The 24,766-nt window shown below is 43.2% G+C and carries 10 protein-coding genes; all 10 read right to left on the bottom strand.

Features of this window, described 5'->3' with window-relative positions:
* Nucleotides 1–82: 82 nt before the first annotated feature.
* A complete protein-coding gene (locus tag NST94_RS15405) occupies nt 83–1,090 on the bottom strand; it encodes a HAMP domain-containing sensor histidine kinase (RefSeq protein ID WP_248548653.1) in 1,008 nt (335 codons plus the stop codon).
* Nucleotides 1,087–1,764: a response regulator transcription factor gene (locus NST94_RS15400; protein ID WP_076126558.1), complete on the bottom strand. Its 678-nt coding sequence runs from the start codon at nt 1,762–1,764 to the stop codon at nt 1,087–1,089. The genes NST94_RS15405 and NST94_RS15400 overlap by 4 nt, the downstream gene beginning before the upstream one ends.
* 206 nt (nt 1,765–1,970) lie before the next feature.
* A complete protein-coding gene (locus tag NST94_RS15395) occupies nt 1,971–8,768 on the bottom strand; it encodes a stalk domain-containing protein (protein ID WP_339281055.1) in 6,798 nt (2,265 codons plus the stop codon).
* A gap of 108 nt (nt 8,769–8,876) precedes the next feature.
* Nucleotides 8,877–9,818: a hypothetical protein gene (locus tag NST94_RS15390; RefSeq protein ID WP_339281054.1), complete on the bottom strand. Its 942-nt coding sequence runs from the start codon at nt 9,816–9,818 to the stop codon at nt 8,877–8,879.
* Nucleotides 9,819–10,159: 341 nt separating this feature from the next.
* Nucleotides 10,160–15,766 (bottom strand): hypothetical protein, encoded by a 5,607-nt coding sequence (locus tag NST94_RS15385; RefSeq protein ID WP_339281053.1) that lies wholly within the window; start codon nt 15,764–15,766, stop codon nt 10,160–10,162.
* A gap of 296 nt (nt 15,767–16,062) precedes the next feature.
* A complete protein-coding gene (locus NST94_RS15380) occupies nt 16,063–17,271 on the bottom strand; it encodes an SGNH/GDSL hydrolase family protein (protein ID WP_248548649.1) in 1,209 nt (402 codons plus the stop codon).
* 17 nt (nt 17,272–17,288) lie between these two features.
* Complete coding sequence (locus NST94_RS15375; protein WP_339243596.1) at nt 17,289–19,520, bottom strand: FAD-dependent oxidoreductase; 2,232 nt, start codon at nt 19,518–19,520, stop codon at nt 17,289–17,291.
* Nucleotides 19,521–19,604: 84 nt separating this feature from the next.
* A complete protein-coding gene (locus tag NST94_RS15370) occupies nt 19,605–21,230 on the bottom strand; it encodes a response regulator (protein ID WP_256716467.1) in 1,626 nt (541 codons plus the stop codon).
* A complete protein-coding gene (locus NST94_RS15365) occupies nt 21,227–22,966 on the bottom strand; it encodes a histidine kinase (RefSeq protein ID WP_076217656.1) in 1,740 nt (579 codons plus the stop codon). The genes NST94_RS15370 and NST94_RS15365 overlap by 4 nt, the downstream gene beginning before the upstream one ends.
* A gap of 190 nt (nt 22,967–23,156) precedes the next feature.
* Nucleotides 23,157–24,743 carry an extracellular solute-binding protein gene (locus tag NST94_RS15360; protein ID WP_076190275.1) on the bottom strand — a complete coding sequence of 529 codons (1,587 nt, stop codon included), beginning with the start codon at nt 24,741–24,743 and terminating at the stop codon, nt 23,157–23,159.
* Nucleotides 24,744–24,766 lie beyond the last annotated feature (23 nt).

Raw genomic sequence — 24,766 nt, 5'->3', positions numbered from 1 at the left:
TCCTTTCTGTTATGGTTCTAATTATAAAGAAGCAAAGTTACATCTCGGTTATCCTGCTGTTTACTTCTGGTTTAACTTTAGGTTAAGCTCTACCAATAGCCACTGTTGTGCCGTTTTCATTTGATGTAAAGCCAGCTTTCAGCTTCATTTTATTCAACATATAATTTGAAGTCGATAAACCTATCCCCGCCCCACGCTCATAGGAAGAGTTATCCATCCCCGGACCTCTGTCTGCAACAATGATCTGTTCTTTTTCTACATCAACCACAATGTTTACATATTTCCCCTCTGCTGCATGGCGAAGAATATTCTGAAATAAATTATCCAGAACACGTGTCATCCATTTAGGATCTGCTTCCCAATAAAAAGTCTTCTCTGTCGGTAAATCAACCTCGATCCGGATTTCTTTTTCTTCAAATACAGGATACCACGCAGCAACAGATGCTCTTACTAAACGTCCAATATCTGTTGCAGTGGGCTCAAAAGGATGTTTTCCTGATGTAAGCAATGTATAGGAAAGTAAATCATCCATTAGATCTCCGACTCTAGTAATCGTATGGTTCATCTCTGATAATGAGTTTTGTCCTTCTAGACTCATTGATTCTTTATTTAATCGGGTGACATGTCCTCTCAAAATGGTAAGCGGCGTTCGTAAGTCGTGAGATAAATTCGCGATGAGTCGATGTCGTAACAATTCCTCTTCATGTTCTCGCTTGCGACTGTCTTCAAGCTGTTGAATCATCCAATTAAAAGAACTTCCTAACTGGTCTATTTCATCCATACGATCACTTTGAACAGCTATTGGTTTAGGAAATGAGTTATGATTAGCTGAAAATGACATGACTTCCTGTAAGCAGGTGAGACGTTTACGAAGTCTCAAGAAGAAAATCCAAGAGATTACCACAAATGCGACAATAATAAAACCAAACACAAGAAGTACAATGTAAAAATAATTTAACTTATTCAGCTCTTCTTCATTAAAAGGAGACGCAATGAACGCAGATAAGAAAATAAGTACGATCGGAGGTAAAAAGATAAATAGAAAATGTCCTTTTAGAAAACGACGAAATAATGATTTAGTCTGTCTCATAGTTTCACCCGATAGCCTATTCCCTTCAACGTTTCAATAATCTCTGGGGAGTCTGGATGGCGTTCCAGCTTTTGACGCAGTCGATGAATATGTACCATTAATGTTTTATCACCTGTGATATAAGCTTCTTCCCAGATGGCTTCATAGATTTGTTCTTTTGGTAAAACTTGATTAGGGTGGCGTAAGAAGTACATCAAAATATGATGTTGTTTCCCTGTCAATATAATTTCTTCTCCTGTGTGTTTGTCAAATACCATTTGGATGTCAGGATCTACTTCAATATAATTCCCTAATGAAATGCGTTCGGAATGTGTTCCGCCCTTTCGACGGATTAATACTTCTAATCTAGCAATTAGTTCATCCGTATGGAATGGTTTCGTTAAATAGTCATCAGCAAATTGTAACCCTTCTACCTTATCATCTATCGATGTTCGAGCAGTTAACAGCAAAATAGGAACAGCAGGAGCTGCCTTTTTTAATCGTTTCCCCACAGTAAATCCGTCTAAACCGGGTAACATGATATCCAAAATAACGATTTCATGCTGATTTACTTCTTTTTCAGCTCCTTCACCAGAAAGCAGCCACTGTACTGAAAATCCTCGTTGTTCCAATTCTTCCTTTACCCAACTGCCGATCTTCTCATTATCTTCAATATATAACACGTTTCTTTTCAAGTAACTTCCCTCTTTCTAAACCGAGTTCACTATTAGACAGATTAACACAATCTAAAGAATTGTTTCCAGTTAAGACAATTTTATTGTTCGTTAATAGAGGACTTTCACCGCCAAGTTATCGTCCATGACTGGCGCACACTAGAAAACCCTCTAACATGGCAGTGCATGTTAGAGGGTTTCGAGCGTAGCTGCTAATTTTAGGAATACTATTTCATGATACTAATAGATTTCGAAGTATTATCGAAGAATATATTTGCACCAAAATACTCAGCAATGAAACGTAATGGGAGCATAGTACGACCGTTTACAAGTTCAGCTGCTACATCCATTCCTGGTGCAAGTTCACCGATCTTAATCGATAAAGTCTGACCTTTCAAGGTGATCATTACGGTTTTCGTTACGTTATCCCAGCTTACGTTTGCTCCTAAGCTCTCGGCAACGAAGCGCAGTGGGACTAACGTTCTGCCTTTAACTACCGTTGAAGCAACGTCCATACTCATTTCTATTCCGTTTAATTTATATCCTGTCTTTCCTAAAATGAATTCCAATTTCACAGGTTCAGGCTTGGCTGTAATGAAGATATAACCTAGTCCTTTTGCCGTGAAAGTAAATTTACCTGTCTCATGCTCATAGTTGCCGCCTAAACGCTCCATGTTACCGTTCAATTGAAGCATAACACCGCATAACATGTTAAGATCGTTTGTCGACAGCTTCTCTTTTGACAGATCGAAGGTTACGGGTATAAGCCCTGTATAATCCGTTACTTCCCGGCCATCCACGAAGATCTTTAATTCATATCCCCGCCCTATAGCTCCGCCTCTTTCATCTACAGGTATAATGACAACCTTCATCCGCTTTCCTGTATTCAACTGCTTCAACAATTCAGCGGACAATTTAACAGATATGGTGTCATTCGTAACGATTAGCGGTTTGTCGGCATTAATAATCGCACCGATCGTATCGCTTTGAATCTCAAGCTCATCTTTTCCGGCTGACATCGTCAATGCAATGGAATTACCCTTCTTCAGCTGCTCTTTGATTGTAGCATCAATACGCTCCGCTACTGATGACTCTGGCGAAGGAGTCGGCGTACTGCTGTGGCCATTTGAATTGCCGCCATTGTTATTGCCATTATTGCCACCACTGTCATTTGTAGTAATTACAATAGTTAACTCTATCGTATCCATGCCAGCATGATTGGAAGCCGTAATATTGAATTTGTAAGTTCCCGCTTCAGTAGGCACGCCTGAAATAATACCCGTAGCTCCTTCTAAATTCAGCCCAGCAGGTAAATAATTATCACTCACTTTCCAGGTAATCGGTTTGTCGCCGTAAACCGCTAATGTTACCGTATACGGTTGTCCAACGTTGCCGCTTAGCAGATTCTTAGTGATAATCTCCGGAGCTGTATCCACTGGCTTATCTTCTTTAATCTCGATGCTCAATTCTCGCTCATCTCTACCAAAATCATTCGTTGCTGCAACAGTGAATTCGTAATATCCCGCCTCTAGAGGCGTACCCGAGATAACGCCTGTTGCTTCATCTAGGTTCAAATCTACTGGCAAGTCTCCTCCCTGGACCTTCCAAGAAATTGGTTCACTGCCATATACCGCTAGTGTTACTGTATACGGTTGTCCAACTTTGCCATTTGGTAAATTCTTAGTGATAATCTCCGGAGCTGTATCAACTGAGACATCTTCAGTGATCACTATATTGAACTGTTTTGTGTCACTGCCAACGTCATTGTTTGCTTGAACTTTGAACTTAAATTGACCCCATTGACCCGGTGTACCAGAGATAACACCAACATCTTCATCCAAGCTCAATCCTGATGGTAATTGCCCCTCTACAACGGCCCATTTGATCGGCTTATCGCCATCAGTGGTAAGAACTGCCGAATAAGGTTGTCCTACCTTGCCATCCGCAAGCGAATTCGTCATTATCGTTGGTGCCGTACCTGCGTCTTCAGCCCATTTCGCATATAATTCAATATCCCTTGTAACAGGATCAGCATCGAAATTCCAAGCATCGTTTAATCCTTTATCTTGATACCAACCGCCGAAAACAGTTTTATCTTTTGTCGGCGCTGTTGGCTCGGTAATTGTACCGCCCATGTCAGCGAACTTCACCGCAACTTCACTGCCCCCATTGGAATCAAAAGTTACCGCATAAGGGTTGTGCGCGCCGATGGAAGGCGTTCGAGTGCTAAGTGAATTGCCGAAGAAGTCTGTTCTCTCCGTCATATGAGGCAGAGCATTCGCCCGATCCACATATGGGCTTACAATCTCGGCACCTGCACCATAGGCCAGGTTATTACCATCCGCAAGACGGAACCCGTTCATCGCACTGTAATCAAGCTTGGCCTCCACTGTTCCACTGTTGGTAATCCAATGTTCAGGCGCAGATTTATAGTCTTTTAATATAGAATTCAGTTCCTCTTCCGTTACATAGCGGTTGTCTGTTGCTGTTACGCCTGCACCTAGATATCCGCCTCCACCTGCGTTCATGCTGCCAAAAAGATTAGCCGGATACACAATGTTGTTCGTAAACCGTCCGGCTGCAAATGGAGCTGATGTTCCCCCGCCTTTCAGACCAACCTGGTTGTTTGCCCCAGTGTAGGCAAATATATTATTTTGGAAATAAATGTGCAAGTTGGAGGCTGTCGGGTCAAATACTAACGAACTGCTATTCTTCAATGGTGTGACGATGACATTGTTATAGTATAAGCCACTTAATTCCTCGCTGGTTGAAGAACCTCCTGCAAGCAATATTAGACTGTTAAAGCTCTTGTTAAAATCGGGGCTGCGGCCGTCGTTCACGCTAATATTATAGCGAACGATATTGCCCTTGGCAGCATTCATCTGTAAGTACCAACCACCATAGTTATTTCGGCTGTAATTGTATTCATACACATTGTCCTGACAATAGTTGTCAATGTCCCAAGCCATACCGTCATTACTTGCATGATAAGGGTTATCCACAGCTTCATTATAGCGGAAGATGGTGCCTTTACTTGCCATAATCCACGCAGCCGCATAGTTTTGCGAACCTAGATATGTTGGTGTTGTATTATTTGGCCCCCAGTTCGTAACCAGATTGCCGCTCTTATCGCTTAAATAGCTATAACCGTTGTCTGTGACCACATTTCGTTCCACAAGGGAGTTGTTCCCGCCGGACATGACAATGCCATCTCCAACCGAACTAGAAACCCAGTTGTTTCTAAACACAGCGTTGGATGCCCAAGGATAGCTAGAATTACTCCAAGTAATGCCTGTGTTATTAGTCCCAGGATTGCTTGGCCCGTAGGCATTATTGCGAATACCTTCGTTATCACAACGAAGGGTTTTGTTGCCTTCAACCAATATATCCACATAACCATTAATAATGATACCGCCGGATACCTTACTTGCTCCATTTGCTTGGTGCAGCCCATTAACATCATGAACATAGTTATCTCGAATGACGATTCCTTGCATACGAGCATCAGCATAATCTTGAATATTAAACTGACCTTGTCCCAGCTTGGAAATCCGTGACATTACAGCGATACCGGAGCGGCCGTCACCTGCCGCATTGCCGATGTTCGTTACTTCAATTCCACTGACTACCCAATAGTTTACGTCATATAACTCTATGGTACCGTTTAAGGAAATGCCTGATGGGCTCGACGCTGTTCCTCCACCATTAATTACCGGGCGTTGGTTAGGGTCGGTCGTATTATATTTTGTAAGTGTAATCGGATTTCCTTCCTCACCATTGCCGCGCAGTCTGATTTGTTCGTTCCATACGCTATTCGCATCCAGATAAATAGTTGAACCTGGCATAAATACATATTCATTAATCTTGGAGATTGATTTCCATGCCGTAGCTGGTGTGCGTCCATCTGCATGATCGTCACCGTTATTGGAGAGATAATAATCACGGACTTCAAGGGGTACAATGTTCAACTCGAAGGTGATTTCGGCAGGATACAGATCAAGTCTAACGGTATATTTTCCCGGCACGATATTATTTCTTGTGAATGATTCTTTGTTAATCTTCAATACATTACCGCTAACCGTATAATCCACATCCCGCAGCAGAGTTACAGCGCCGATCTTCACTCCAGCCAGATCCGTTAAATCAGGATTTACGGTGATATTATAGTCATCCAGACCAATAACATATGTGCTGTCTTCCAAGTGACTATACTCTTTAGGCAAGAGCTTTAGCGTAATAGAAGCTGTTCCGGTTTGGGCTGCTATTCCACTATCGATAACATATACGTCATCGATAAAATGCCTGTTCTGTATATCCTTAACCGTTCCAGGCTTGTTGCCCCAGTTCGTAGCAAGCTGCAATGCATCGATCTTGGAAATATTGTTCTTAACTGGAGTATCAAAATTTCCGCCAGCTGTTGTTTGCCTTTGAATGTCTTGTCCATCGATTTTATAGGTTGTTCCTGTTGATGTAACGAACCATTGAAATTTATGCCAACCTTCGCTTCGCTGGACATCTACAGGATAGAATCTCCCGGATGAACCAGGCCTGACTGCGTAATTGGTCAGATTTGCGGCCCAATCGCCATCTCCATTGCCATAATTTATTGCGATATGTTCATTGGATGATGGGGTTAAACCAAAGACAGCGTGGTCATTGGAAGCCGCTCTGCCATCATCATAGTACCAAGCAGTAACGATTGTTGTCTTACCGGTTGCAGGGGCATAATTATAGGTACCTGGAACAGTCGCCACCTGACCGGCGCCGCTTGATGTCGCGGCCTTTCCTCCGGTACGGGACATCACATCGCTGTGAACATATCCGTTCGCACCATTTGAAAATTTCTTCTCCCCTTCAAATCCATCGTAAAACTTAGTGTCAGCCTTATTGAAGTAATCAACGCTCACATGTACAGTAACTTCTTCGTTCCCTGTCGGAATATAACCTTTCTTAACCGTCACGAATCCGGCATCATCAACTTCAATCTTATCCTTGTCTTGATCCGCCGGACTGAAGCTGATGTTATCAGCAACGAACACATCAGCTGTGTCAACCATTAACCGCGTTCTATCTCCTGCCCGTAATGTATCGTTCTGGCGAATTAGCGCAATGTTCGCTGAATATTGTGCACTCTCCCCTGACTCATCGGAGTCTAAGAATCGTGACGTTGCGTTGCCGTTTGCTTTTATTTTAAATGTATCATTTAAAGTCGGGGACAAAGCCGCATCATTGCTTGTTGCTGCAATCGGGCTTCCTTTAGCCACTCCATTACTGAAGAGTTGAACCGAATAGGCAGATGCGTTAGCGACGCGATCCCATGTAGCGTATGTGCCGTTCCATCTGGCATTTGCCGGTACAGGCAATTTCTCAATCTTTAATATTCCGGATGCTGCAACTTCTTCACTGATATCTCCCGCATTATTTATGACAATAGCTGTAACAGTGTAGTTGCCCACTCCCAGTGCCCTTGCATAGGGCAGAACATGATGCCTTTCATGATTGTTAGGCTGGTCGGGTCCCCCATTTTTCGATAAATAATAACCAACAGGTACACCGTCTTTGAACAGTGTTACAAGGGTATCCCCGTAATTGGAAGCGCCATTATAAATACCCGAAACCGAGTCAAGCGTTGGATTAATTGGTGCATTCACCTGCGTATTGGTGGTTATCAACAACGGTACAGCATGGGATTTCACTACAACTCCCTCTGCCGAGGAAACCTCGCAATAATAAAAATTGCCTTGTTGTGAAGCTGCGTCCACATTGGAAAGTGTTAATACTGCCTTATCAGCTCCGCTGACTTTTGTCCCGCTCAAGCCAGTCTCATCATCAGATACATACCATTGATAAGCAGTAGCAGCGGCTGATGCCGTAATGCTAAATGTTGCTGTCTCACCTTGTTTCACTTCTGCCGCTGTTGGCTGAGTGATTATTTCTAAATTTGGCAATCCGCCGGGAGGTACCAAATTCACTGTTAATGTTCTGATACCTGTTGTTGTAGCCACATCTTTTACAACATAAAAATCGTCAATTAGATGTTTATTTTTAATATAAGCTTTATTCCCTGATTGGCTGTTCCATCCTCCAGCTATTTTAGGCTGAATGGTTGTACCGCTCTTCATAGCTTTATAAATATCACTTTGCGCTGAATCGGATATTAATGTTCCGTCTATTTGTAACGTCGCACCATTCGGTGTAATAAGCCACTCGAATTTATGCCAGCCTGTGGAACGTAAAGCCCCGCTATCTTTCCAACGGTTGCCTGCTGTACCCGCTGATGATGGTGCATAAGCCCAAGTATATTTCGTCGGGTTATGAATAACATCAGCCTCTGAACTTTGATAGAATGTCCCGGCAAAGGTGGCATTTTTACCATCTACAATAGCAAATTGCGTTCTATCCGTCGCAGTCTTCTCCTCATTAGGATACGGGTCAAAATACCATGCCGTCATCTTATAATTGCTGCCAGCCGGCAATGCCACATCTTGAGCTACCTTTTCATTATTCGTATCATCCGAAGGTGTAATCGCTTTCAATCCAGAACGGGACTGTGCATCGGACAGCGTGAATGACGAGCTTAATTTGCTCATAGATGTCATCGGACCATTGTTGTTCTCGAAGTCCTCCATGAATAACACTTCTGAGTCAGGGTAATAACCCGCCCTGGCCGTGATTGTCACCGGGACGCCCGGAGCATCTGGCGACGCAAATGTATAACCGTTAGATAAAGTAATGTTCCCCTGATTATTAACAGTTAAAAGTTGCGAATTGCTGGAATCATAACTTACCTCGTCAATAACCGGTCCTTTAACCAGACTGCTTAAAGGTGAACCTTTATACGTAAGATTTACCCTACCTGTTTGACCTGCCGCTTGTGTCAATTCTAGTACAACGGAGTCAAAAGATTCACTCCCTCCCGCAGCTGACACTTCGGATGAAGGTGCTAAGCCGAACAGACCAGGGAATGCCAACGTTGTAGCCGTAACTATCGACAAAGCTTTTTGCATCCATTTCCATCGTATCATTCCAAAATTTCCTCCCTTTGAAATTAATAAATTTATACTTTATAAAAAATCTGTATCTATGGAAGTCTCAATAGACATAGATTTTTATAAACTTAAAAACTAACTATTCTAGTTCACTACTAACTCACTGAATCGATTACCGTTATACACGATCTTCAATTCATTCGTATTTGCAATTAACGCTCGCAAGTCAGACTCCGCCGATCCGTATAGAATGGAATCTTTCACTTCTTCCAGTTTAAGCTTGGTGATTTCCGGTTTTGTGGTTAATGTAGCAACGACATCCTCACCCATATATTTACCGATTACTGTCTCACCTACAGAAGCAGCAGCTAAAGACTCCCAGAACTTAAGAGACTCGGTATCTTCTTTGGATATATCCAAACGATTTAGCACTTTTTCTTCTTTGGCCTGCCCCGCTGTCGCTAACGCAGCCGTTAATTTATCAGCTACACGAACATAATCCGCACTTTTTGATGCATACTCAACTTGTAACTCGGTGTCGCTCATTTTCGTTTTCTTTACCTGGGTTTCTATCAAATCCGGCCAACGGGCGCCACTTAAATATTGCATGTATTGATATAAATCAAACTGAGGCAACCCATAGTAAGTCTCTCCTGAATCATCCATCTTAGCTCGCTTAACATTTTCTTCTTCCATGTCGGATTTAAGCTCATCAAAGCTTTGGTAAGGGGCGATTCCTCGCTTGTCTGCAATAAATTGCTCCTGCTTGGACATTAGCAATGCTGTCATCGCAGAATTTTTGGCGTATTCAGAGGGGGTTTCATGATTTTTGCCGTATTGACGTGTCCAGAAGCCCTCATCTACTTGGGCCCCATAAGTTCTGAAGAAATAGTCTACCGTTATAGCTCTCTGCTCTTTGACAAAAGATTGAAATTCTTCCTCTGTTACGGCGTATCCATCTACTGTAAATATCCAATTTTCAGGCAGTTCCACCTTTTTGTTAGTTAAGCCCAACATGAGTAAAGCAAGAACAATCAGAGCGGTAAACAAGATAATCACTGTTGGTTTTCGTCTTGTAATCCCCATGACAGCCTCCTCTCCAATATTCAACCTAGCTTTGCATGAAAGCCATGACAGTGAAATTCTTCTCCGTTGCAGGAGAAGTTCTCAAATTTAAATGGTTAGACATTATTGTAAGTTTAGCCACCCCCTAATGTAAGCGCTTATTTAGACTGAATTAGAACAAATTTGACATGTTCAAATTACCACGTTTGGTTGAAAACGCCCTGCTAATCTAGCATGAGCAGTATTATGTAGATATCACCCAGTTGAGAGCCTTGAAAGATTAGCTTTTTGTATAGCTCTATACTAAATTCCAGGAAATAAAAAAGCCGAATGGATTGTTCTCATCCACTCAGCTCATAAGTTTATTTTACAATAATCTGTATCGTATCACTTTCCGTTGTTCCACTTCCATTCATAAACTCACCGCGATATTGATAGATGCCAGGAGATTTCCCTGAAATTTGTGAAATGGCCGATTGAGCACTTGGTGTTTTTGAAGATAAAGATTGCGTTTCAATAAGTTCGCCATTTTCATATAATCGATACTGTACTGCGTTCGTGCCCCACCACATATTAGCAGTAATACTATAGTCGCCATCTTGATCCCAGTTGTCACTAGACAACACAGGTTTGCCGGGATTCGCCTCAGCCACGGTGACGGTGTGTGGATCACATGAAGTCGTTCCATACAAATTCGATAACTCACATGTATACACATAGGTTCCATTCGGCTTTCCTTGAATAGGAATAATGGAAGTCTGGGCGGCTGGCGAAACATCGGCCAGTGACTTCGTTTGGATCAATTGACCATTCTCGTACAACTTATACAGTGAGCCATTGTTTCCCCACCACATATTCATTGTAACCTCATAATTGCCATCATTTATACCTGTCGCAACACCGCTATTATTCGAAAGTGTCGGTTTACCTGGCACTCCATTTGCAAGCAATTCCGGGCTAAAGGAATGCCGTTCGAACTTGACTGCATCAGCCCTCGTATAAATCATATCGGCAGGTAGAGTTGGCGGATCTACCGTTGTCGGAGTAACCCTTGTTAGACGAACGTACTCGCTGCCGTCTCCAGTAAAGTCGAACGTTCCTAGATTAACCCAACCTGACGAGCCAATGGTTGCATCAATATACGTGACCTCGGTAACCGACTGATGCTTCACTTCCACTTTGACATAGTTATCGTTTGCCGTCGTATGGACGAGCTTGTAAATGGAGACCGTATATTTCCCCTCTGGGAAATGGCCTTTCCACGTCGCTGATGAACCTTGAACGGTAGAATAACGGGACTTAACCCCAATTTTGTATCCAGCTAAATTGCTTTGGCTCCAAGATCCTTCTGTCGTGTATAACCCAGTCGTATTCGTGCTGTCGACAATAACCGTTAAGTCCCTGATCGCAATTGTCATAGAAGGTGTTGTTAAGGTCACCCCGTCAATCGTTACAGTGGCCCATACCTCAATATGATCCGTTTCTCCGTCGAGACTTAGAAGGGTCAACATACCGCTACTGTCCACTTCAGCCAGATCGGTTCGATCAACGAAATACTGCACATTTGCCTGTGATAGATCACCAATCAGACCGTTATCCAAATAGCCGGTTACGCTTAGTTGTGCGGTTTGAGTCATTTGCAGTTCACCCCGATCCGACAGGATCACCACAGACTCCAATTGCGGCATACTGTTTGGATCCACCCACATCATCGCATCGGCAACTACCCGTGACTTGTTGGCCTTATTGGTTAATTCGACATATCCGCTATCGCCTGCTGCAAAAGGATAATCTCCCAGGTGCACCCAAGTCCCATTGGCCGTTGTCTCATCAACGGTAACCGTCTCGGAGCCTCCACTATAATAAACGGTAAATGAGGCATTCGTTGCCCAATTTTCACTTGTAGCGGTTATTTGCGGAAGCTTGTAATACACACTGTAAGTAACACTTTCCGGCAGCTCAGGCCGCCATTTAATTCTGCTTGTCGCTGTGCCGGCAGTCGATTTGGCGTACACATAGTTATCATAGTAATAGTCGTTAGCCGTTGTATCCCGTATCCAGACGCCTTCTGTCTCTGCCTCCGTATTATCCACAATGATCGATGAACTCTCCTGCCAATCCGGTTGAACTGGAGTTTCTTGTACTTGATCAGGCAAATAGAGTGTCCGCTTGCGGGTCTGTTTCCCATCCGATTCCACATAATAAGTGAAGGTTTGGGATAAATCGTTTACCCGTATCGACCATTCCATCGGATAGATCGTATCTGGAATGGTTGTATACGTTACTCCGCCATCCAAGGAATAATGGATCGTCGCTGGTTTTGTCGTTTTTGCCTGCACATAAGCATCATAGGCCGTTTCGTCGGGCTTGACGATCAGCATACCTTTAACCGCATCTATTGGACTGTGGATATCGAGGAAATAGCTTGCATCCGATGTATCAGCAGTTCTGACCTGGTGCAGCGGCACATCAATGTTGAGTCCTTCTACAATGATAGCGGTTATTCCTTTGCTTGAAACCGTGGCTTGAATGATTCCACCACTCATAACCGCTTGCTCTGGTGTGCCATTGTCGCGGATGATGGTTACGGTATAATCTTGTGCCGGGTTGAACCCAATGATTTGCGCATTCAATTCGATCGGAGTCTGGACTTCAGCTGAAGATTCGTTGCTTAACCCGATGTAGAATTTATTCCCGCTCTCTCCCGTTATCCAGTTCAATTGAGGATGGTTGGTCTTGATAATCCCCTTGGGCATCCAGAGCCAAACGTCGGAATTACCGTAAAAAATCCCTGGTTTATTTCCATAGAGGTGATATTTGAACCATAAAAAATTAGTTTCAAAAACAGAAGGAAATGTAATACTACCATTCGATTTCAACGTTTGTTCGCTGATCAAATAATCCATCGTTTGCCCGAGCTGTCCCGGGATATGGTGATAATAGATGGATGTAGCCCCGCTTGGGCCTTCCAGAGGAAACTCTGGCTCAAGTTGGCTAACGGCGAAGCCCTTATAGTAATAACCTGGATAACTTGAATATCGTCCAATAACTGCATTATGAGCAATATCCTGCAGCAGTTTATCACCTGTATAGAGCGACAATCTCAGCATGAATGGGGCTTCCTGAGCATTCATCCGATAATAGCCAGTTGTACTTCCCGCTTCAAACGTCAATCCATTGGGAGAAACAAGCCAACTATCCGCTTGTACGCCTCCGGCTACATCTTCTGGGAGCTTGATCCGAGGATATTGATATTTACCACTTTCCGGCCAATGGAACGACTCCGCGTAATTATACGTCTCAGGCTGCGGAATCGTAACGCTACCTTCAGGAACCGGACGAGCAACAAACATCGTTGCATACCGTTTGGCTTCCTTATAAGCGGCATTCAAGTATTTGGGATCCTGAGTTTCCTCGTAAAGCTCCAAGATCTCCATCCACAGCTTGCTATAATAATAAATGAACTCATTTTTACTCACATTGACGGATGCAGGCGTATCAATATGCTGCATGATATAGCTGTCGGCTGCATCCTTGGCAGCCTGTAAATACTGCGTTTCTCCCGTCATACGATACATCATCAGGGGTTGAATGACAGGACCACGGTCTTTCTGGTCAGGATCACGCACGAGGTATTCTTCCTGTGCCAGTGCTCCAATTCCTGCCGAAGTACCCATCATCTGATTGAGAGCGGTTACGCTTGAAAAATCAAACGGCAAGGTTGCCATTTTCCATAACGACGGCACACCGTATACTGGCTTTTGCGTAGGCGACCAGCCTATACCATTTCGCGATAAGCCATACTGGACGGACGGCAATGCTCTCGTATCGTAGAGCTGGTCATCCCCAGTCAAATAGTAAGCCCCCAAAAGAACTGCATTCGAGCTTGTTCGAACGCTATCCTCGTTTTCGATGTCAATAAAGCCCTTGGCACGGCTCCACCACCCGCTGGGTGACGGGACATAATCAACAGAGTCATCCCCTTGCGGCTCTATCTTAAGTAAATCGATCATATTGAACATCGCGTCAGTAAGCGACTGATCTGATACATTTTCCCGGTAAGCAGAATAACCGTACTCTTTGCGAAGAATATCCGCGTAGGACTCATACAATTTGCTTTTTTGAGCGATTAGTCCCATATGAAATTGATAAGTGCTTTCTGCGTTCATTTGAGAATAGGTCCCTAATTGAGGAGCGTACAAGATTGGCTGCACGCTGCCTTCGTTGTTGACAAGGCTCATGCCAAGCCTTTGCTTCGTAACGCCTCCCGTCGGTTCAAATTCAACCGGAAGCTCATCCGACGGTACAAATACCCCATATGTCAATGGATTCCCCGAACCGTCATTCTTCTCAATTAGACTCATCGGAGCGCTTAGTTCCCTTAAGCTTGTTGATTCCACTGAACCTACCATTTTGGCGTGTGATCTAAAACCATTTAACACTTCATTGACGTCTGAGATTTGCTCTGTTGTGAAGGACTGATAACCGATTACATAATTGCCATCCTTGCGAGGTGTAAAGGCGAAGGAAACATCAGGTTTGTCCCCTGACATGGACCAGTTCACTTGTAAATCGTAATCGCTTTCATGTGAAGAATCGGTTAATATCGCCGTGTGGCTGTCTGGGAAATTGATCTCGTCGAATGTAATCCAGCGTTTGTTCATCGTATCGTAATAATTGGTTCGACTCCCCGCATTCCCATCCAATAAGACCCATTGTTCTTCAACTCTTTCCGCCACACTATTGACAGGCACCCAGTTCCCCGTATCCGTATCCTTGTAGAACATATCACGAACGATGGTTTTGCCTTCATCCCAAGCAGCTTCATAAAAGGTAGCCTTATAGCTGGCATTCTCGATGCTGCCTTTTTCCGTGTAACTGAGATTCGCCAATGTACGGCTGCGCAGCGGAGGCAACGGTGGAGCTTGCTGCCGTATATTCCCTTCAAATTTGACCGCATCGGCCCGCGTAATGATTTTTCCGGTCGTAGGTTGTGTTCGAGTCAGTCTGACAAATTCGCTATCATCACCACTGAAATAATAGGACCCCAAATCAACCCATCCGGCCGATGGCCCCGACGAGGGTCTCAGATCCATAAACATGACATCCGTAATCCCATTGTGAACAATTTCGATTTTAACATTACTGTCTGCTTTATCCGCCCAATCAAGCTTGTTGAATGAAATTTTCGCCGTCCCTGCTTCTAATCGCGGATTCCATGTGATGCTTCTTCCTACTGCATCGGTAAATTTGGAACTGGAATTATTATATCCCTTCACTCCCGTACTTGTAGTCCAATCAGGAGCGGAGAACCCGTTATTTGCGTTATTTACATCAGTAGTGACGACATCATCAATCGTGAGGCTTCCATCATCAATGATGATCGTCTTATGAGGCTCTTTTTGCTGAATATTCCCTTCGAACTTGACCGCATCTGCACGAGTAAGTATCGTGCTGGTTGTGCTGGTAGATCGAGTTAATCTAACAAATTCGTTACCAACTCCGGAAAAATAGTACTCTCCCAAATCAACCCATCCCACAGAAGCGCCAAATGAAGGTCTCAAATCCATAAAGAGAACATCCGTCGTTCCATTGTGGACGATTTCAATTTTTACATTGCTATCCGCTTTATCTTCCCAGTTAAGCTTGTATAACGAAATTCTCGCCGTTCCTGCTTCCAATCGTGGATTCCATGATATCGTTCTGCCTGCTGTACTCGTATATTTGGAGCTGGAGTTATCATACCCCTTCACCCCTGTACTTGTGGTCCAATTTGGAGCCGAATATCCGTTGTTCTCGTTACCCACATCAGGTGTCACCACATCATTGATCGTGATGCTCCCGTCATCGATGATAATCGTCTTATACGGTAAGGTCTCTGCATAAGCGGTCCTTATTCCGTCTAGGCTGAAAGGAACTAATATCGTCACGATGAAAACGATTAAGAAAAACAGCTTCCTTTTTATCATACAACTCACAGCCTCCCTTAAGTTGATAACGCTTTCAAAATAATAAAACCCTCCTTTGTTCGAAGATCATAAAGAAGCAATCAGCCGTATTCTTCTGGCTAATCCCGCTCCGTCGTTTTTATCATAGCATGTCACATAACTGTGAAATTTCTTTGATTTCAAGAATTTCTTATAAGATTTTAAGCAAGAAGAAACGACATTGTCTTCCTTTAAAAAAGAGACCTACATCATAACTGGCCGCTCAACTGCAGTCAGTATGATATAGGTCTTTCAATTGGTGAAAACCTTATGATTAATTATAATGGCGGCTGCACCAATAACAACTTCCCAAGCTGGATCACCGTTTGATCATACCAATCTGGATGCTGCCGAACATGCTCAATACTTCGTTCATTGCCGCATGCCTCAAATACAGCCGCTTTGTCTGTCTTTTCGGTATCGACTTCGAAGCGCACCGTATGTTTCCCATTAGGGAGCTCCGGCAAGAATACATACTGATTACGATTATGATCGTTGTGTAGTGTGAATCGATCGACAATAAAGGGTTCCCCACCATCCACCGACACCTTCAATCTGCCAGAATCAGGCCCCCCGATATCGAATAACCCGATATGGGTTCCCTTGAACTGCACCGTAATAGCCTCTCCAGGATCGACTGCTCGCCACAGGCCGGGGAACAACCAATTGTACTCGCGTACTAAAGCACAATCATCGGGAGTCATGTAAGACCATCCTGCGGAAAAATCGGTAAGACTATCCAATGACAGCATGCTCGCATATTCCCAAGGATTAGCCGGGACCAACGGATTCTGAGGTAAGTGATGTACTGACCTTCCTGGATGATCCTGAAGTTCTCTAATTTTCTCAAGTGACCGGGTGATCGTATCCGTGTAAATCTGATGTCCTTCGGGAATAGTCGGATGGATCGAATCATGTGTAAAAACAACGGCTCCGGAAATGGACACATCTTCCCTTGAGGTGAAAACGAGTTTTCCCTCCGACACCAAGTGACTGACCGCTACGCCCAGATGAATCGAAGGAATACCGTAATAGTCGGCCACTTCCTCTTGCATTAGAGCCCCCTTCTGGTATTCTCCAGACTGAAATAAGGCCACATCCCGCTCCTTCAGCGTATAAACGAACAGGATATCAGTAAACCGGCTCCGCTTGCGGATCTGACGGACAATCCCTTCGATCCGCGCCTTGGATTCGGGATCTCCGCCATCATTACCGACAAATTCAACAAATACTAGATCAGGTCGATGACGCAGTACATCTGTCTCCAAACGGGCACAGCCCAAATCCGATCCTGTCCCATCAATGCCTGCATTCACAGAGCGGATATCCGCCTTAGGATATTGCTTACGAAGCCAATCCGCCGTCATAACCCTGTAGCCTTCAGAACGTGTATTACTGCCGCCGAAATAGACGATTGTTACGGTATCCCCATTTTCCAATTTTTGAATTATATTGGGGAGCCCTTTACGAGGGAATAATTCCTTCATCGTGACTTCACCTGTCCTCATTTATCGATTTTAGGAGCAAACAATTTTACAGCAAACACTTCAAAATAAGGCGAACCATAAGTTGCGCAGAAATTAATCCGGATTCGGGTTACACCGTTCGCATTTATCTTATGTTTATTCAACGTGAGATAATTTCCACGAGTTATGATTGTCCTCTCGGTTCCGTCTTCTAAGGTCAAGGTCATATCATAATCTTGGATAAGGGACTCAATCGGGTCGTTGAAATGCTCCAAATCCAGCTGCGAATTAAAAACAAGATGGATTTCGTCCAGATTTTTGGGGCTTGCAAAACAGAATTCCAACCATTCCTGTCCTTCCGAATGTTCAGAAATCCAGCCATTCGGTTGGCCATAAGGTCTGGAGTAGCCATTGACAACATTCTCAGGACTATACATATTCTGAGCTGGCACCAGGTCCTTAAAGCAAATGCTTTTATTGAATTTCTTCAGCCTGGACGGCTCTTCCGGCCTATAGTGGAAGCTGACCGCTCCTGTCAATTTCTCTTCATTACCGTATATGGCAAGGCTCGCCGTGCCCTCCAATATGATGTAGATTTTGTCGTCAGCCGGTTTCTTGCAGTCCAAGTCTAGCGTAATCCAGTCGTCATGACCGGCTGTAATAACCAAGTGGTAGTCTCTCAACTCGCTGGTTGGAATGTAGTTTTCCTTTCGTTCCCCGCCAAAAAGCTTCACATGTAGAGTTTCCGAATGCTTGGAGCTATTTTTAATTTTGAACCGTACGCTTTCAGCCACGGATGTCTGAATCGGCAAGACCAAACATAACCCTTTCTCCAAGGAAATCTCTTCGGTTGGATGAAGATTGTCATAGCTGCGCTGAGACGAGGCACGAATAGTTAATCCGTCAGCGAAGTAAGGATCCAATTCCTCTTGAAGGCCTACAATGGTTTGTCCGTCTCGAAGCAATAGCGCCTGCAGCTCCCCCATATGAGCTTCGACTATAGCAGCAGGGTCTACCTCATATTTTGAGCACAACGAAGCAGCTGTTCCAACCGCCTGCCCCATACAACCGCAGGTTGCCATAACCCTTGTAGATCCGAAAGCCACATGGGTAGCACTTATATTGCGACCAGCGAACATGAGATTAGGAATATTTCGTGAATATAAACTGCGGAAAGGGATATTGTACAATCCAGGCACGAAATTCCAAGCTGTAGCCGGTCCCTCATCGTAGATGCCCTTATTAGCATGTAAATCCATATACCATCCACCGACGGATACAGCATCTTCGAAATGCGGCTTTGCTGTGAGATCGTTCTGAGACAACATGTGATGCCCAATAAACCGCCTCGACTCCCGCTTTCCCGGGATCGGGCATACATAATCCAAAATGAGATTGTCTACATCATCAAATTCACCGCTATTTTTGAGATAATCCCAAATCCCGTATACCAATTTCCGCAGCTCCAACGCGATGTCTTCATTATTTTTGATAATATCCATATGTCCGCCGTATTCCAGCCACCACAATCCGCCAAGCCCGTTGATTTTTCTTGGAAAAGCCCGATGGTTTAAGCCTTTTCTGATACTATCGAAAAAGGCCAACTTCGTAATATCATACGCAAAGCCAGGTCTTTTGTATGGAACGGAATATCCTACGTCACGGGCTTGAAACAGGATCGTATCGCCCATGGTGTAATGGTCCGCCACTTCAGGAGCCAATTCTTCCTTGTATTCATGTTTCGCTTCTCTCCCCCATCGGAAGAGAGCACCTGCCTGATATCCGACAACTCCATCTCCAGAGCAATCGATATAGGTTCGGCTTTCAAAACGGAATTTCCTTTCGGAAGCCAATTGAAGGCCCTCCACCCATTTAATTCTGCCGTTCTCCATGCCCGTCTCATGCACGCATGTATTCAGAAATAGAGAAATGTTAGGCTCAGCATAGACCATATCCAACAAGACCGTATCCGAAAGCGAAAGCATCAGCTTCTTGTTGTATAACGGATTATAGTGGAAAATCTTCAACTTGAGTTCTTCCACCAACCCTCCTTCGCGTGCATAATAGGATGGACTGTTTCCGAGATATGCCGACCCGTTGATATGAACCCTGACCTCGCTGCTTGCATTTCCCCCAAGAACCGGTCGATCATTAATAAGTGACACTTGCAGCCCTTGGCGTGCGGCAGCAATAGCAGCGCATATCCCAGCAATACCTCCGCCGACGACGGTTACATCTGCTTTAATAAGCTCCATTTTGATAACCTCCATGATTAGATCCTTCTATCATGGTAATCCTTTTGCTCCCTTTTTTTTTACATGATTTCGCGAAAAAATCACACATTTTTTGCAACCTTAATTAGATTCATACCGTGTCATTTTTATCCGATATTGCTTAGGAGTATCACCCGTATATTCTTTAAATAATTTGCAAAAATAACCTTCATTCACAATTCCAACTTCTTCGCACAATTCCAATATAGAATAATCCTGAATATTTAACAGCTCGAGAGCTAATTGGATTTTTTTACGATTGATGTAGCTGATAACGCCTTCGTTCATTGTTTTTTTGAATAAGCTGCTAAAATACGATGGAGCTAAATTCACTTCCTCGGCAATCGCCTCGAGCGTTAATCGCTGTTTCAGGTTTTTCTCTATAAACCGCATAGCACTCATGATTTCTATACGATGTAAAAGTTGGCCGGCGTGTACATATTCGAAGGTAAAGTCGCCAATATAGGCAAGCTGCTCCCGAAAAGCTAAAAATTCTATGGGAAACTCTGCTACTTCCGTAGCCAACTTGTTTCCCGATTTAAACTTCACAATAATGTCTCTGTACAAGTCTCTTAACATAGGCGCCATGATGGACTTATGAATTTTATGGTCCGTAACAAATTGGTTCAGATCAGCAAATGCTTTCTCCAGCTCTTCCTTGGAAACCTTTCTTTTCACCCCAGCAAGAAAATCAGCCAATTTCTGCTGAAATTCTTCTTTTCTGTCATTATGGTAATGGAACCGATGCATGGGTGTTTTTACTACTTTCTCTGTATGATAATAGAAATCATCACTCACATTTTGTGCTTCCGTGTAAGCTTGTTTGATGGATTCCCAGCCTCGGTGTGGACCTCCAAAAGCGACGGATACCCTTTGATTCAAATATTGATGCAAATGGGAGACGATCTGCCCCCCCAATGTCTGGCAATCATATTCCGTTTCCAGATCACTACGATTATTTTCCCAGGATAGAAAGCCAATAAACCGATTATCGGATAGATCCGCAGCTACACCACTGCCACCATTCATCACCGTTTCTTCGATTATATTTGTAATCGCATACCTCAATATGTTCTGATCAGACGCTGAATAATCATTTCGGAAACTTTCATACATATTCATTTCGACAATAAAGCAGCGATAGTTGGCTTGAAAGAAATGGAACTGCATACGATTGGCAAAATCTGATGCCCGATGAGAAGGGATTTCGCCTCTGATAAGCTCGTTAAAAAATTGCTTGCGGACTCTATATTTATTTTCAAGCACGGATACGTTTAAAGATTGAAATTCCGCTTCTTTTTTCTTAACTTCATTTAAAATCCCGGCTGCCTTATCTAAAGCTCGATCCAAATCCGCATCTCTGAGCGGAACCTTAACAATGTACTCCAATACGTTGGCTTGAATAGCTCTCTGGGCGTATTCAAAGGATGAATAAGCGGTCAAAAGAATGAATTGGGTATGGGGAAGCTTTGGCTTTAGCTGCTCAATCATGGAAATTCCATCCATTCGCGGCATGACGATATCAGATATTACGATATCCGGCTTAAGCTTTACGATCTCCTCTATCCCCTTCAGCCCATTATTCGCTTTTCCCACTAAATGAAATCGCTTATCCCTAAGGGAGCGCTCGTGAAAAAACAATTCCAATCTCTGAATGATTAGATCTTCATCGTCAACAATGAAGCAGGTATAGTCTCTCATCATCATGCATCTCCTTTAAACAAGCCTGCTGGGAATAAGGCGCGAACCCGGGTTATTTCCTTAGGTATGCTTATGATTTGGAGCCCGAACTGTTCTCCGTAGTGAAGTCTAATTCGGTCATGAATATTATTTAACCCGATTCTTTTCCTTTTCAATTCCACATCCCCCGGTTCTGAAATTAAAATATGCTTTATTTTATCAGTTGGAATTCCCTCGCCCTGATCAACTACTTCTATGATGACGTTGCCACCCTCCCTGTACGCATGAATAGTAATAGGGCCTTCGATCCCCCCTCCGTTATAACCATGGAAGATACTATTCTCCACAAGGGGCTGCAACAGCATTCGAAAAACCGGAAAATCTATTAGCCCTGCTTCGATATTTTCGATTAATTGGAAGTTTCGGTTATAGCGGATGTTCTGGATCGCGATATAGTCTGATACATTTTGCAATTCCTGACGCAGTGATACCTTCTCCGAAGCGTCGGCTATCCCATATTCCAATATTGAAATGAGAGACTCGATCACCACATCTACTTTCTCTATTTGTCCGAGTCGTATGACATTGCTGATAGAACCAAGCGTGTTATACAGAAAATGAGGGTTTATTTGAGACTGCAGCACTTGAATTTCCAGCTTTCGTTCAAGTTCGTTATGAAGCTCTGCTCCCCGAATCAGTTCCACAATTTGCTGCAGCATACGATCGAATGCTCGGGAGAGATCTCCAAACTCATCATTTCGGTTAATCGATATTGTAGTTGTGAGGGAGCCTTGCTCCACCCGCTTCATTTTTGTTTTGAGTGCATAGAGCGGGTTCCTTATATATTTGGCAATAAAGAAGGAAACGAACAGACTTAAGAGAAAACCAGCAGCTAGAAGCTCGATATAATAGGTTTCCAATCTGGATAAAGCAGCTTTCAAGCGTGATTCATCGTTGATTGAGATGATGGTCCAGTTGAATTTTTCAGTCGGTTTTTTTAGAAGGGAAACTTGAATCCCCTCCTTGGTGTGCAATTGAAGGTTTGTTTCTGTAGTATCCAGAATTTCTTCTGCTGACGTTTCACCGATTGAAAAAGTATGATCTTGAACATTCAGGGGGCCTTTATTTTCCGAAAATCCGGCAATGATTTTTCCCGATGCGGTGATTAGAGCCAAATTCATTTGTTCTTTTTTATTAATCTTGAACAAGGTATCTTCAATGGCATTTAGATCTAGATCTACTGCAATGGCCATAGGAAACGGAGCACTGTTCAGATATCGGACCATCGTAACTGTCCAGCCGGAATATTTAGATTTGTAAGGATCACTGACAAATGTAATCCTTCTATTCTTGTCAGCTGCATCAAACAATGGTTCTCTTTCAGCTAAAGGTTCATCAAATATTCGGGTAGGTGTACTTCCGCCTAGAATAGATAAATCGTTTTTGATCAAATAAATATTACTGACGTAATTACTGTTGAGTTCATAGAGCTCTCTTAATTGCTTTTTAATCACGTCCGGATTGTCAATGTTGGCTTTCACCGATGACTCGACCGAGAACAGCATCGTCTGGAAGGAGGAAAAATTAACTGTGAAATACTGATCAATCTTATCAAGTATTTGGTTGGTGTAATAAATGTCAGAGGTTCTTATTTCCTTTTGGACATAACGATAAGACAATTGGCTTATCAAGATTATGCAGCTTAATACAAATGCAAACACGATAAAAAATAGTTTTAAAGGCAAGCTGATTCTTCTTCGCATCGATCATCTTCCTTTTAAATCTGTAATAAACAAATAATAGCATATGATAAGAAGAAACGCCTTCGGCGTCCTTTTTAAGGACGATAAGCGTTTCTTCGAAAAATAGAAGGATAAAGTATAAAGTAAAACTTATACTTTCTTATATTTCAATAAAGAGAGGGGCTAATTATAGCCGCTCTCTTCGTTTGATTTACTTGATTAAGCCTGCTTCTTTAAATTGCTTGATTACTGAATCTTTATACTTCTGCATGTCAAACTTAGTTTCCAATGTATTAAGGAAATTGTCCCAGTTCGAAAGAGGTTCTTTGCCAGTCATAAATTTGACCAAGCTTTCATTAATGTAGCGTTGGCGGTCAGCAGCCAATGAATCGTTCGGGTCTTCAGTCAATAAATTCCCGGGCAACGTAGCCGCCACGTATTTCTGATTGTTCTCAAAAGCTTCTGCCGTCTTCGGATTCTGGAAGCTGAAGTACTCAGCATCATCACCACGACGCGGCATTCTATAATGATCGACCCATAAGTACTTTTCTTTCATTTCCTTTGATAATTCGGAGGTTTTATTTTTGATCTTGCCGTCTACCAAATCCCAATGAATCCCTTTAATTCCGTATGCAAAATTCGGATATGCGTCTTTGTCGGTAAAGAGATAATTCAGCATGGACAAGATCCGAATGATTTTGTCCTTATCCGCTTTCTTGGATATGGCCCATGAATTGCCTTGGAACGATTTTCTCTCTACAATTTGATCACCATAAGGACCTGTCATTGGAGGAATGACGATCCATTCCGGCACCTCTCCACTGATTTCTTTCATTTTTTGCTGATAATCTGGTTCCAGCCTGCGGGCATCTCTTATCATAAAGCCAACTTTACCCTTAAATAACTTTTGGTCCAATAAATCGGGAGTATTCATCGTCACCCAGTCTGGATCTACAACTTTAGCTTCCATCATTTTATTGATATAAGCGAGTGCTTCTTTCATTTTTGGGTCGGTAAACAGGAACACTGGTTCATTGTCTTTCACATCAATGGCTGAGGGAGGATTGACTCCAAACATCCACATCAAACTATCGAAGCCATAGGTTTGCAGATTGCCTTCTTTATTCATACCGCCTATGAATCCGTACGTATCATTTTTACCATTGCCGTCCGGGTCTTTCTCTGTAAAGGCTTTCATAACTTCAAATAGCTCGTCAGGTGTTGTTGGCACTTCCATATTCAGCTTTTTCAGCCAATCATTACGGATAAAGAAGCTTCGACTAATACCGTTTACATTATCATAACCTGGAACTCCAATGGTTTTTCCCTGATAGGACATCGCCTCCCAGGAGTCGTTGCTAAAACGTTTCTGCAATTCAGGAAATTGATCCAGATACGGTGTCAAATCCGCAAGAACGCCTTGGTCATAATATTGCGCGAGATCAGCCCGGCTCTTCAAAAAGATCAAATCTGGAATATCTCCGCCAGCAATGAGCGTATTTAATTTAGTCGTTGCTTGCCCTGATTGAGGAATCATCATTTCCAAGTCGATATTTACTGCTTTCTCCAACATTTGGCGTTGGATATCTTCTTCACGGGGAGGAATCGGAGCAGCAGCATTGAAAGTTCCTTGGTTAAACATCGAAATTTTCAATTTGGTTTCAAAGGGACTAGACTGGCCTTGTGAATTACCCGAAGCTGTCGATGTAACCTCTTTTTGTTCCCCACAGCCTGACAATACTGTTCCCACACCGACCATTGCTGTCAGAATAGCAAATGTAATCGCTTTACGTTGCATAATGACCTCTCCTTTGCTTCTAT

The sequence above is a fragment of the Paenibacillus sp. FSL H8-0282 genome (assembly GCF_037963825.1).
Lineage (GTDB): Bacteria > Bacillota > Bacilli > Paenibacillales > Paenibacillaceae > Paenibacillus_AQ > Paenibacillus_AQ odorifer.
Note: the sequence above shows the minus strand (reverse complement) of the source record. Positions and strands in the feature narration are given on the sequence as shown.

What these genes read in the sequence shown, in the direction of transcription:
- NST94_RS15380 (WP_248548649.1), bottom strand. Translation starts at nt 17,271, where the DNA reads ATGAAGGAATTATTCCCTCGTAAAGGGCTCCCCAATATAATTCAAAAA.
- NST94_RS15385 (WP_339281053.1), bottom strand. Translation starts at nt 15,766, where the DNA reads ATGATAAAAAGGAAGCTGTTTTTCTTAATCGTTTTCATCGTGACGATA.
- NST94_RS15405 (WP_248548653.1), bottom strand. Translation starts at nt 1,090, where the DNA reads ATGAGACAGACTAAATCATTATTTCGTCGTTTTCTAAAAGGACATTTT.
- NST94_RS15390 (WP_339281054.1), bottom strand. Translation starts at nt 9,818, where the DNA reads ATGGGGATTACAAGACGAAAACCAACAGTGATTATCTTGTTTACCGCT.
- NST94_RS15365 (WP_076217656.1), bottom strand. Translation starts at nt 22,966, where the DNA reads ATGCGAAGAAGAATCAGCTTGCCTTTAAAACTATTTTTTATCGTGTTT.
- NST94_RS15375 (WP_339243596.1), bottom strand. Translation starts at nt 19,520, where the DNA reads ATGGAGGTTATCAAAATGGAGCTTATTAAAGCAGATGTAACCGTCGTC.
- NST94_RS15360 (WP_076190275.1), bottom strand. Translation starts at nt 24,743, where the DNA reads ATGCAACGTAAAGCGATTACATTTGCTATTCTGACAGCAATGGTCGGT.
- NST94_RS15395 (WP_339281055.1), bottom strand. Translation starts at nt 8,768, where the DNA reads ATGATACGATGGAAATGGATGCAAAAAGCTTTGTCGATAGTTACGGCT.
- NST94_RS15370 (WP_256716467.1), bottom strand. Translation starts at nt 21,230, where the DNA reads ATGATGATGAGAGACTATACCTGCTTCATTGTTGACGATGAAGATCTA.